Below are 12,215 nucleotides of genomic sequence, written 5' to 3' on the forward strand. Positions count from 1 at the left end.
GGCCCGTGCGACCCAACGTTTCAGGAGATCTGCAATGAGCTTCATCGAACGCCTCGCCCCCCTCCGCGCCCAGCCCGGCACCCGCCTCACCACCGGCCTGGACGACGCCACCCTGACCGCACTGTCCGCCCGCCACCCGCAGCTGGTCGCTGCCGTGGACGCCGCCGCCGCCGAGTTCGCGCGCGTGCAGCAGGAACTGGGGCCGCTGCTGGCGCAGGACGAGCAGGCGCAGATCGATGCAATGCAGGACGGCTTCGTCAATTTCTATGCCGATGATGCGGTGACCCCGTATGTGGCACTGGCCGCACGCGGCCCGTGGGTGGTCACCCTGAAGGGCGCGGTGCTGTACGACGCGGGCGGCTACGGCATGCTCGGCTTCGGCCACACCCCTGATGCGGTGCTCGAAGCGATGTCTCGCCCGCAGGTGATGGCCAACATCATGACCCCGAGCCTGTCGCAGCAGCGCTTCATCACCGCCCTGCGCGCAGAGATCGGCCACCGTCGCGGCGGCTGCCCGTTTGCCCGTTTCATGTGCCTGAATTCCGGTTCCGAAGCGGTCGGCCTGGCCGCGCGCATTGCCGACGTCAACGCCAAGCTGCAGACCGACCCGGGCGCGCGCCATGCCGGCGCCGCCATCAAGCGCGTGGTGATCAAGGGCAGCTTCCACGGCCGCACCGATCGCCCGGCGCTGTATTCCGATTCCAGCCGCAAGAGCTACCAGCAGCACCTGGCCAGCTACCGTGGCGAGGACTCGGTGATCACCGTCGCGCCGTACGACGAGGCTGGCCTGCGCCAGGTGTTCGAGGATGCAGAGCGCAACCAGTGGTTCATCGAAGCGGTGTTCCTTGAGCCGGTGATGGGCGAAGGAGACCCGGGCCGTTCGGTGCCGCAAGCGTTCTATGCGGTGGCCCGCGAACTGACCCGCGCCCACGGCAGCCTGCTGCTGCTCGATTCGATCCAGGCCGGCCTGCGTGCCCACGGCGTGCTGTCGGTGGTGGATTACCCAGGCTTCGAAGGCCTCGACCCGCCGGACATGGAAACCTATTCCAAGGCGCTCAATGCCGCGCAGTACCCGCTGTCGGTGCTGGCGGTGACCGAGCATGCCGCGCAGCTGTACCGCAAGGGCATCTACGGCAACACCATGACCAGCAACCCGCGTGCGCTGGACGTGGCCTGCGCCACCCTGGCCCAGCTGACCCCGCAGGTGCGCGCCAACATCGCCGAACGCGGCGCCGAGGCGGTGCGCAAGCTGGAACAGCTGAAGAGCGAGCTGGGCGGGCTGATCACCAAGGTGCAGGGCACCGGCCTGCTGTTCTCCTGCGAGCTGGCCCCGCAGTTCAAGTGCTATGGCGCCGGTTCCACCGAGGAGTGGCTGCGCCAGCACGGCATCAACGTGATCCACGGTGGCGAGAACTCGCTGCGCTTCACCCCGCACTTCGGCATGGACAGCGACGAGCTGGACCTGCTGGTGGGCCTGGTCGGCCGCGCCCTGCGTGAAGGCCCGCGCCGTGAGCAGGCCGCCGCCGCGTAACCCGCGCCAACGCGTCATAATTGACCAACACCCCGCCCGCGACCGCCGACCCGGTTGCCGGCGGGGCGTTTTCGTTTCCGCACCAAGAGACAGGAATCCCCCATGAAGTCCCTCTGCGTCTACTGTGGCTCCAACGCTGGCAGCAAGCCGGTCTACACCGAACGCGCCATGGCGCTGGGCGACCGCATCGCCCGCGATGGCATGCGCCTGGTCTACGGCGGCGGCAACGTCGGCCTGATGGGCACCGTCGCCAATGCCGTGCTCGCCGCTGGCGGTGAAGTGACCGGCGTCATCCCGCGCCAGCTGGCCGACTGGGAAGTGGCCCACCGCGGCCTGACCGAACTGGAGATCGTCGGTTCGATGCATGAGCGCAAGTCGCGCATGTTCGATCTGTCCGACGGCTTCGTCGCCCTGCCTGGCGGCTTCGGCACCATGGAAGAGATCTTCGAGATGCTCACCTGGCGCCAGCTTGGCATCGGCAACAAGCCCTGCGCCTTCCTCGACGTGGACGGCTTCTACGCCCCGCTGATCGGCATGATCGACCGCATGGTGGAAGAGCGCTTCCTGCACCCGGAACAGCGCCAGGACCTGTGGTACGGCTCGGACATCGACGAGATGCTGGCCTGGATGCAGGCCTACAAGCCGGCGCAGGCCTCGAAGTGGATCGACGAGAAGCGCCGCGCCGCGCTGCGTTGAACCTGGCCGGGTGAATCCGGACCTGCGCGGTGGCTCAGGCCACCGCGCGCGTCCATGGTGCCGGCCGCCCCAGCAGGTAGCCCTGGCCGTAGTCGCAGCCCAGCTCGAACAGGCACTGCTGCTGGGCTTCGGTCTCGATGCCCTCGCCGATCGTTTCGATGCCCAGCGTGCGCGCCAGCGACAGCACGCCCTCCACCAGCGCGCGCGTGCTCTGCGCCTCCGGGCCGTGCAGGCCAGCGATGAAGCTCTGGTCGATCTTCAGCGTGCTGATCGGGAACCGGTGCAGGTAGGACAGCGCCGAGAAGCCGGTGCCGAAATCATCCAGCTGCACTTGGATGCCTCGCTCGCGCAGCCCCTTGAGGATGCGCAGCGTGTGTGGGCCATCGTCCAGCAGCGCGACCTCGGTGATTTCCAGGCGCAGCCGCTGAGGGTCGGCATCGTTGGCTTCCAGCAGGCCGAACAGGCGCTTGCTGAAATCGGCCGAGCGGAAATGCCGCGGTGACACGTTCACCGACACATAGCCGCGACCACCGTCGGCCAGGCTGGCGATGACCTGCTCGTAGATCAGCCAGTCGACCTGCTCGATCAGGCCGCTTTCCTCGCCGAGCTCCAGGAAGGCGCCGGGCAGCAGCAGGCCGCTGCGCTCGTGCTTCCAGCGCAGCAGCGCCTCGTGGCCAACCACTTCGCCATCGGACAGGCGCACGATCGGCTGGTAGAACGGCACGAAATCGCGGTTGTTGATCGCCCGCCGCAGGTCCGCTTCCAGGTCCAGGCTGCGCATCGCCTGCTCGCGCATGTCCTCGTCGAAGATCGCGCAGCGGTCATGGCCCTGGGCCTTGGCCCGGTACATCGCCGCGTCGGCATCGCGCAGCAGCTCTTCGCCGGTGCGGTAGTGCGGGTTCCACAGGGCGATGCCAAGGCTGCCGGAGGGAAACAGCTCGCGACCGTCGATCCACATCGATTCCTGCAGGGCCAGCAGCACGCGCTGGCCGAAATCCAGCGCCTGGCCCAGGCCCTGCGGGCACTGCAGCAGCACCGCGAATTCATCACCGCCCAGGCGCGCGACCACGTCACCGTCGCCTGCCATGGACACGATGCGCTTGGCCACTTCCACCAGCATGCGGTCGCCGGCGGCGTGGCCGATGCTGTCATTGACCAGCTTGAAGCGGTCCAGGTCCAGGAACAGCATCGCGAACACCGGGCCACCTTCGCGGCGGGCCAGGGCCAGCGCGTCCTGCAGGCGGTCCAGCAGGTGCAGGCGGTTGGGCAGGCCGGTCAATGCATCGTGCATGGCCTGGTGGGTCAGGCGCTGCTCGGCGCGAAGGCGCTCGGCAATCTGTCCCAGCAGCTTGTCGTTCACTTCGCCCAGCTCGCGGGTGCGCTCTTCCACGCGCTTTTCCAGCTCGGCATGCGCCGAACGCAGCTGCTGCTGGTCGCGCTGGCGGGCCAGGCCAGTGCCGATGTTCTGCGCCACGAAGGTCAGCAGGCGCTGGTCGTGCACGCTGAAGGCGATCTGGTCGGTGTAGCTCTGCACCACGATCGCGCCGACCACCTCGTCGTCGCGGAGCAGCGGCACGCCCAGCCAGCAGTGCGAGCGCGCACCGGATTCACGCACTTCACCGGCGGCCAGCAGCGCGTCGATCTGCGCCCGCGAAGCCAGCAGCGGGCGCCGGTGGCGCACCACGTATTCGGTCAGGCCGCGGCTGAAGGCACGCGGCGCGCGCGAGCTGTTGTGCTCGTCCACCGAGTAGACGAAGTCCAGGCCGTCGCCGCGCGCGTTGACCAGGGCGATGTAGAAATTGCGCGCATCCAGCAACCGGCCCACCACCCCGTGTACCTGGCCGTAGAACTGGGCCAGGCTGTCGGCCGACATGGCCATTTCGGCGATGTTGTAGAGGGCAGTCTGCAGCTGCTCGCCACGGCGGCGCTCGGCCACTTCGTCCTGCAGGCTGCGGTTGGCGCGCTGCAGTTCCAGCGTGCGCCGTTCCACCTGCTGTTCCAGCCGCACCTGCGCCTGGCGCCGGTCCATCGCGGTCTGCACATGCTGGGCGACGAAGCCCAGGAGTGCGCGCTCGGCCTCGCCGTACAGCGCGGCCTGTTCGTAGCTCTGCACCACGATGGCGCCACAGACGCGGCCATCGCGCAGCATCGGCACACCCAGCCAGTCCAGGCTTTCCGGGCCGCGCTCGGGATCGTGCGCTTCCTCGGCATCGGCCAGCAGCTCGCGCGACGGGCCACTGAGCGGCTTGCCATGGCGCAGCAGCGCAACGGTCAGACTGCGCGGCATCTGCCCGGCGTCGTAGCTGATCGTAGGATCGGCCACGAACTCATCCACCTGGTCGGCGAAATACAGGAAGCGCATCTGGTCGCGCACATCGTCGTACTCGACGATGTAGCAGTTCTCCGCGTACATCAGCGAACCGAGCACGCCGTGCACGTGGCGCAGCATCTCGCCCATCTCCAGGTCGGCACCGGCCAGATCGGCGATCTGGTACAGCGCCTGCTGAAGACGTTCAGCCTGCTCGAGTGCGCGGATCTGCCCCGCCTGGCGGCCGCGCTGCAGGGCCAGTTCCATCGCCTGCCGCGACACCCCCCACCAGGCCTCCGAAGGCGACCCGCCGCGCACCCGCAGCGACAGCTGTGCGCCGTCGTGCTCCCAGGCAGCCTGCTCCCAAACAGTGTGCTCCCAGATTGACTGGTCCCGGTCGAGCTCGGCTTCGCTGGCGCCCTGCGGCCAGCTGTCCTGCCCACGGCCCAGCTGCGGGTCGTTCCAGCCCACCCGCACGATCGCGGTGTCCGGCAGCAGCGCCTGCAGCGCGCGCACCAGCGCCGTGCTCAAGACGGCCTCGTGAGGTGACAGCAATGACACACGGTCGGCATGCGTGGACAAAATGACGTTCTCTTGGCGCCGCTGCTGCGTCGCCTCCCCTGAGTGCGCGAGCATAACGCGGCACCGGGGGGGAAATGGAAGACCGCAAACCCCGTTTCGTGCCTCCGGGCGTTGTTGATGTGGACCCCCACTCACGAACCGCCGTGAACTGCGCCCTGCCCGCCCCCGCCACCGGCTATGCGCCACCGCCTGCAGGCCTTACCCTGTCTGCCGTGGAAGCGACCGCCCTGCCAACCGATGAAGCGCTGATGCTGGCCTGGGCCGGCGGCGACCTGCAGGCCTTCGAAGGCCTGTACGCGCGCCATCGCAAGCGCCTGTTCGGCTTCCTGCTGCGGCAGCTGCGCGACACCGCGCTGGCCGAGGAGATCTTCCAGGACGTCTGGCAGCGGGTGATCAGCGCGCGCGCCGGTTGGCAGCCTGACGCCGCATTCAGCACTTGGCTGTTCCGCATCGCGCACAACCGCCTGAATGACCACTGGCGTGCTGCCCGCCACCGCCCTGCCGCGCCGGCCGATGCCGACCTGCGCCTGGCTGCGCTGGAAGACGGGCAGACCCCGGAAGCTGAACTGTCTGAATTCGAGCAGCGCCGGCGCATCCAGCTGGCGATGGACGACCTGCCGCCCGAGCAGCGCGAAGTGCTGCAGCTGCGGCTGGAACAGGAACTGAGCCTGGAGGAGATCGGCCAGATCACCGGCGTCGGCCGGGAAACGGTGAAATCGCGGCTGCGCTATGCGATGGACAAGCTGCGTGCGGGACTGAAGGCATGAACCGAGACGACCCCCTGTCGCCTGAAGAACGTGCGCTGGCCGGCCTGATCGGCCGCCGCCACGACCACGCCCCGCCCGCTGCGCTGGACGCGGCGATCCTGGCGGCCGCGCGCGCGTCGGTGTCCACGCCTGCCGGGGACGCTGCTGAAGGTGGCGCACCCGCAGCAGCCGACACCGCCCCACCGTCGAGCGCGCGCGCGCGCCGGTCGCGGCCGCGCTGGCCGGCGGTGTTCGGCATCGCCGCCTCGGTGGTGTTTGCGGTCGGCATCGCCTGGCAGATGCGGCCAGAGCCGCCGGTCGTGCCGGCACAGGAAGCACAGATCGTCGCCGCGCCCGTGGCCGACGAACGTGCGGCAGCCGATGCCCAGGCGCCGCAGCCGATGTCCGCTGCAGCCGAAATCGCGCCCCCACCGCCGCCTTCGCCGCTGCCTGCACCACAGGCGGCGCCTGCGGCACCGGCGCCGTCCGCCAAGACCGTCATTGCACGTACGCCCGAAGCGCCGGCAGCCCCGCCAGCGGCCGAGTCCGCACCGCGCATGGCCGCACGCAGCCGGCCTGCCGAGCCCGCTGCCGAGGCAGTCTTCGCGCCGCCAGCGCCTGCTGCCCCCGCACCCGCAGCAGCCCCGGCCGCGTACTCGGCTCCAGCCCCGGCTGCAATGGATTTGGATTCGATCCAGGGCGCAGCTGCGGCCAGCGCCGACGCGGTCCGCGGCCAGCGCCGCATGGCCCCGGCGGCATCCAAGGCCAACGCCACCGCACCGTCCAGCGCACCGGGGGTGATGCTGCGCCGGTCCAGCGATGCCGCGCTCAGCGCCACGGCGGTGCACGCCGAGGTGGCCGCCGACGCCTCGCTGCCGCGCCGGCAGTGGCTGCAGAAGATCCGCGAACGCCGCGACAACGGCCAGCGCGATCTGGCCCGGGCCAGCCTGGAGCGTTACCTGCAGCTGTATCCCGAAGCGCGCCTGCCCAAGGACCTGCGCCCGCTGCTGGACGACTGAGGCAGGCCCGCGCCGACCCCGTAGAATGGTGGGAATGCCCGATACCCTCGCCCAGCCCGTCAGCCATACGCTTGACATCAAGCACAGCCGCTTCACCGCCCACGCCGCGCCCATCGACAGCGGCGCGGGTGCACTGGCGTTTCTGCAGCAGGTGGCTGTGGCCGATGCCACCCACAACTGCTGGGCCTACCGACATGGCCTGGATTACCGGTCCAGCGATGATGGCGAGCCCGCAGGCACCGCCGGCCGGCCGATCCTGGCGGCCATCGATGGCCAGGGCTTCGACCGCGTCATGGTGGTGGTGACCCGCTGGTATGGTGGCATCAAGCTGGGTGCAGGCGGCCTTGTGCGCGCCTACGGTGGCACTGCCGCCGAATGCCTGCGTACCGCGCCCCGTCTGCCGCTGGTGGCGATGGCGCGCCTGCAGCTGCTGGCTGGTTTCGAAGACCTTGGCACCCTGCACGCCGCCCTGCCCGCCTTCGCCGCCGAAAAGCGCGATGAACAGTTCGATGCCAACGGTGTGCGGCTGCGGGTGGAATTGCCCGCCGACCAGGTCGACGCATTGAAAATCCGCCTGCGCGACGCCACCCGTGACCGTATCCGCATAGAAGACGACGACCAGGATGACTGACAAGGACGAGACGTCCGCTTCAACCCCGCCGCTGCGCCGCCTGGGCAGCCTGCGTACGCTGTGGCCTTTCGTGCGCCGCCACAGCGGGTTGTTCACCGCCTGGCTGCTGGCCCTGGCGGTCTCCTCAGCCGCCACGCTGAGCCTGCCGCCGGCGGTCAAGCAGATGATCGACCATGGCTTCAGCAGCGGCGGCCAGATCAACCGTGCCTTCGCCCTGCTGATGCTGGTGGCAGTGGTGATGGCCTTGGGCACCGCCGCGCGCTTCTACTTCGTGTCGCTGCTGGGCGAAAAGGTCGTCGCCGACCTGCGCAGCCAGCTGTACGCACACCTGATCCAGCTCGGCGCCGGCTTCCATGACCGCAGCCGCAGCGGCGAACTGGTTTCGCGCCTCACCGCCGATACCGAACTGCTGCGCAGCGTGGTCGGCTCGACCATGTCGGTGGCCCTGCGCAGCAGCGTGACCGTGGTCGGCAGCCTGGCGATGCTGTTCGTCACCAGCCCGCGCCTCGCCGCATGGTCGCTGCTGGGCATCCCGCTGGCGGTGCTGCCGATCATCATCGGCGCGCGCAAGCTGCGCGTGGTCGCCCGCAACAGCCAGGACCGCATCGCCGATGCCAACAGCCTGGCCAGCGAGACCCTGGGCGCGGTACGCACCGTGCAGGCCCATGCCCGCGAGCCGTACGAGCGCGGTCGCTTCGACCATGCGCTCGGCGATGCCATCACCGCCGCGCGCCGTCGCATCGGTGCACAGTCGCTGGTCACCGCCAGCGCCATCCTGCTGGTGTTCGGCGCCATCGTCGGCGTGCTCTGGCTGGGCGCGCACGATGTCATCGATGGCCGCCTGAGTGCCGGCACCCTCGGCCAGTTCGTGCTGTACGCGCTGATCGGCGGCGGCTCGGTGGGTGCGCTGGCCGAAGTCTGGAACGAACTGCAGCGCGCGGCCGGCGGCATGGGCCGCATCGGCGAGCTGCTGCAGGAAGACATCGAGATCCGTGCACCCGCGCAGCCGCATGCGCTGCCGCAGCCGCTGCAGGGGCAGATCCAGTTCGACGATGTGGTGTTTCACTACCCGCAGCGGCCGGACCAGCCGGCGCTGGACCACTTCAGCCTGAACGTGCGTCCCGGCGAGACCGTGGCTCTGGTCGGCCCGTCCGGTGCCGGCAAGAGCACGGTGCTGTCGCTGCTGCTGCGCTTCCATGATCCGGCCAGCGGCCGCATCTGCGTGGACGGCCACGACGTGCGCGAAGTCGATCCGGCCGACCTGCGTGCGCAGCTTGCGCTGGTGCCGCAGCAGCCGACCCTGTTCGCCACCAGTGCGCGCGACAACATCCGTTACGGCCGCCTGCAGGCCAGCGATGCCGAGGTGGAAGCCGCGGCGCGTGCGGCTGAAGCCGATGGCTTCCTGCGCGCCCTGCCGCAGGGCTACGACAGCGAGCTGGGCGAGCGCGGCGCGCGCCTCTCGGGCGGCCAGCAGCAGCGCGTGGCGATTGCCCGCGCCCTGCTGAAGGATTCGCCCATCCTGCTGCTGGACGAGGCCACCAGCGCGCTGGATGCGCAGAGCGAGCACAGCGTGCAGCAGGCACTGGAACGGTTGATGGCCGGGCGCACCACCGTAGTGATCGCCCACCGCCTGGCGACCGTACTCAAGGCCGACCGCATCGTGGTGATGGACCAGGGCCGCATCGTCGCCGAAGGCACGCATGCGCAGCTGTTGGCTGAAGGTGGACTGTATGCGGAGCTGGCGCGGTTGCAGTTCGTCGATTGATTGACGGCCGGCTAACACCGGCCGGCCCAAGCTGGCGGCGAAACCGAAGGATCTGCTGAAGGAGGTGCACGATGTCGTTCCGTCAGTTCCCTGCAATCGACGCCAATGGCGAAAGCCACATCATCATCGAGTTCAAGCCCGATGCCGGCGGTAGCGGCCAGAAGGTGGAGACCAGCCCGCGCTATGAACTGGATGACGGCCGTCATCTGGTGCGCAATGGCCGCGAGTTCACCACCAGTGGCGGCGAGCTGCGGTTGACGATCTGAGGTTCGCCAGGCACGGCCCGGCGCTACCGGATCTGGCACCCCCCCGCTCTGGCAGGTGTCGACCTTGGTCGACACGCTCCGGCCGCCGGGCATGAAAAATATTGTGGTCAATTTTTAACCAACCATCTTGACAGCCTTGCCTGCCAAGGGCTGCGCGCGGTTATCCACACGTTTGCTCAGAAATCATCCACACCGCCTGTGGATGACTAGGCCTGTCCCAGCACCCGGCCGATGCCGCTGGAATCGACCGCCACCGCCGCCCGCGCGATGGAAAGCGGATCACTGCCCGCCACGAAACCGATACGGAAATGCACCTCGCCGCCCGGCGTACGCGACGAGTGGATCGAGGCCAGGCTGATGCTGTGCTGCTCGAACACGTGCAGCAGCTCGCGCAGCGAACCCGGCCGATCCTCCGGCAGGTGCACCGACAAGGCGTTGCGCTCCGTCAGGTCGGCCAGCAGGTAGCCCACGCGTTCGAAGGTGTAGTTGCCCGCGGCAAGCGCAGGCTCACCAAAGGCGTCGTGGTTGGCGGCCAGCAGCTGCTCGCGGAACCAGCCACGCGCTGCGTCGTCGCCCTGCCCGACCTGTGCCTGCAGTGCCTGCAGCTGGCCGACCAGCCGATCCAGCATCGGCGCCACGTAGGGGTTGCCGAACTGGATGTCTTCGTAGATCACCGGGTTCAACGACAGGATGCGGGAGATGATCGCCGTATCCAGTTCGAACGAGGCCGAGCGGTACGGCATCATCGCGGCCAGATCGCCCAGCTGCGGCTGGTACTCGCGCAGCACGCCGGCCTGCGCCAGATGAGTGGCATGCACCATCGCCTGCACCAGCGCCATCATCTGGTCGTGGTGCTGGGGCGTGGCGCGCACGCACTCGGCCTGCAGGGCCGCGCAGAGGCTGTCGACCCACGGCTGCCAGTGCTGCAGCCGCGCCTCGCAGACCACCATCACCCGGCCCTTCAGGGTCGGCGCCTTGGGCGGCGCGGTCATCGGGTGCAGGCCGACCACTTCGGCCTGCGAGGCCAGCATCGCCTGCACCGGCGCATCCTTCACCGAGGTGACGTCCAGCCACAGGCGGCCGTGTTCGCGGCCAGCCGACTGCTGCACGTAGTCGGCGATCAGCGCCGACGTGTGCCGGATCGGTGCCGAAAACACCAGCACATCGGCCTGTGCCAGCAGCTGCTCGGGCGTATGCGAGGCCGGATCGGCCGGATCATGGCCGATCACCTGCAGCTGCATGTGCTGCTGGAAGAAGCGGGCCAGCCAGCGCCCGTAGGCGCCGGCACTGCCAACGATGCCGACCGTGCGCGGCGTACGCGTCTGCAGCCCGCTCATGCCACGCGTTCGGCGTGGAAGCGGGTGGCCTCCGCCAGCGCAGCAGGCGCGGCAGCGATCACGTCGAACTCCTCGAAGCCGTTGGCCAGGGTCGCTTCCAGCGCCGCATGGGTACCGGCGATGGCGCGCGAAATGGCCTGCTGCATCGTCTCGCCGCGCAGCAGGAAGGACACCACCAGCGACATCAGCACATCACCGGTGCCGGCGACGTCCACCGGCAGCAGCGGCGAGGTCCAGCGCCAGGTTTCTTCGCGGCCTACGGCCAGGGTCACCAGCTCGCCCGGGGGGCCGCCCACGCTGTGCGCGATCACCCATTGCGGGCCACGCGCCAGCAGCGCGCGCGCCGCGGCGATGGCATCGGCCTCGGCCAGGGCCGGCATGCCGGTCAGGCGGTTGAGTTCAAATGCGTTGGGCGTGACCAGCCAGGCATGCGGCAGCAGGCGCTCTGCGAAGATCGTCTCCAGCCCGGGCTCCACATAGGGGCCGGTGTGGGTGTCACCGATCACCGGGTCCAGGCAATAGCGCAGCTGCGGGCAGGCCGGCAGGATCCCGTCCAGCCAATCGGCGAAGGCGGCACCGTTGGCGGCGCTGCCGAAGTAGCCGGAGACCAGCATCTTCGCCCGCTGCGGCAGGCCGCGCTCGCCGGTGCCGAGCAGCAGGTCGGCGAACCAGTCAGCGGGCAGCACGCGGCCGCGGGTGGTGTCGTAGAACGGCGCATTGCTGAGCAGGACGGTCGGGATTTCCGCCACGCGCACGCCGAGGGCGCGCATCGGCGGGACAGCGGCGCTGTTGCCGGCGTGGCCGTAGACGAGCTGCGACTGGACGGAGATGACGTCGATCGGCGAGGGCCCGTCGGGGCGCTGGCGACGGCCGTGGAGCAGGTGGTTGTCGAGGGATTCGCTCATGCCGGCATTCTACGCCCAAGGGGGTTTTCGGCAGGGCTTGCAGCCCTGCACCTGCAGAATCAACGTCAACGTCAACGTCAAAAGCGGGTATTCCGTGGAACGGCGGGGCACTGTGGGTTTGCGGGGACGCCGTAAATACGTCCCTGTAGGCTTGGTCGCCGCTTGCTCGTGCGCGCTGTCCTGCGCACACGGCAAGACCGGGGTTGGGCGTCCTGCCCAACCCGCCCGAGGCATGCCTCGGGCCCATGCGGCTCACACCCCGCAAACCCACAGTGCCCCGCCTTCGACAGTTGGCCGGCGCCTGTTGGTGGGTGCCGACCGTTGGTCGGCACATCTGTCAGACATCGACTGAATTCATCCACGCATGGCGTGGATCTACTGTGCCGTTGTTGGTAGGTGTCGACCGTTGGTCGACACGTCTGTCAGATA

10 protein-coding genes are annotated in these 12,215 nt (G+C 69.1%); 7 read left to right on the top strand and 3 right to left on the bottom strand.

Annotated elements, in window-relative coordinates:
• Positions 1-34: 34 nt before the first annotated feature.
• The gene (locus FJU31_RS09625) at positions 35-1,531 is read left to right on the top strand and encodes an aminotransferase class III-fold pyridoxal phosphate-dependent enzyme (RefSeq protein WP_150454558.1); all 1,497 of its coding nucleotides are present in this window, start codon (positions 35-37) and stop codon (positions 1,529-1,531) included.
• A gap of 102 nt (positions 1,532-1,633) precedes the next feature.
• Positions 1,634-2,227, top strand: coding sequence for an LOG family protein (locus FJU31_RS09630; RefSeq protein ID WP_150454559.1), 594 nt, complete (start codon positions 1,634-1,636; stop codon positions 2,225-2,227).
• A 34-nt stretch (positions 2,228-2,261) separates the two neighbouring features.
• On the opposite strand, the gene FJU31_RS09635 is transcribed toward FJU31_RS09630, so the two are convergent.
• A complete protein-coding gene (locus FJU31_RS09635; protein ID WP_425473675.1) occupies positions 2,262-5,066 on the bottom strand; it encodes an EAL domain-containing protein in 2,805 nt (934 codons plus the stop codon).
• Positions 5,067-5,329: 263 nt separating this feature from the next.
• On the opposite strand from FJU31_RS09635, the gene FJU31_RS09640 reads away from it, so the two are divergent.
• The 5 genes from FJU31_RS09640 (at position 5,330) to FJU31_RS09660 (ending at position 9,544) form a co-directional block, all read left to right on the top strand.
• Entirely contained in the window at positions 5,330-5,884 is a 555-nt protein-coding gene (locus tag FJU31_RS09640) for an RNA polymerase sigma factor (protein ID WP_281290819.1), read from the top strand.
• A complete protein-coding gene (locus FJU31_RS09645; RefSeq protein WP_150454562.1) occupies positions 5,881-6,882 on the top strand; it encodes a hypothetical protein in 1,002 nt (333 codons plus the stop codon). The genes FJU31_RS09640 and FJU31_RS09645 overlap by 4 nt, the downstream gene beginning before the upstream one ends.
• Positions 6,883-6,916: 34 nt before the next feature.
• Positions 6,917-7,513 (top strand): IMPACT family protein, encoded by a 597-nt coding sequence (locus tag FJU31_RS09650; protein WP_150454563.1) that lies wholly within the window; start codon positions 6,917-6,919, stop codon positions 7,511-7,513.
• Positions 7,506-9,278 (top strand): ABC transporter transmembrane domain-containing protein, encoded by a 1,773-nt coding sequence (locus FJU31_RS09655; RefSeq protein ID WP_116865347.1) that lies wholly within the window; start codon positions 7,506-7,508, stop codon positions 9,276-9,278. Before FJU31_RS09650 ends, FJU31_RS09655 begins: the two co-directional genes overlap by 8 nt.
• 71 nt (positions 9,279-9,349) lie before the next feature.
• Positions 9,350-9,544, top strand: a complete 195-nt coding sequence (locus FJU31_RS09660) for a hypothetical protein (protein WP_150454564.1) — start codon at positions 9,350-9,352, stop codon at positions 9,542-9,544.
• 206 nt (positions 9,545-9,750) lie between these two features.
• On the opposite strand, the gene FJU31_RS09665 is transcribed toward FJU31_RS09660, so the two are convergent.
• Positions 9,751-10,881, bottom strand: coding sequence for a prephenate dehydrogenase (locus FJU31_RS09665; protein ID WP_150454565.1), 1,131 nt, complete (start codon positions 10,879-10,881; stop codon positions 9,751-9,753).
• On the bottom strand, positions 10,878-11,786 hold the full coding sequence (pdxY, locus tag FJU31_RS09670; RefSeq protein ID WP_150454566.1) for a pyridoxal kinase: 909 nt from the start codon (positions 11,784-11,786) through the stop codon (positions 10,878-10,880). Before pdxY ends, FJU31_RS09665 begins: the two co-directional genes overlap by 4 nt.
• Positions 11,787-12,215: the final 429 nt, after the last annotated feature.

The sequence above is a fragment of the Stenotrophomonas cyclobalanopsidis genome (assembly GCF_008710035.1).
Classification (GTDB): domain Bacteria; phylum Pseudomonadota; class Gammaproteobacteria; order Xanthomonadales; family Xanthomonadaceae; genus Stenotrophomonas; species Stenotrophomonas cyclobalanopsidis.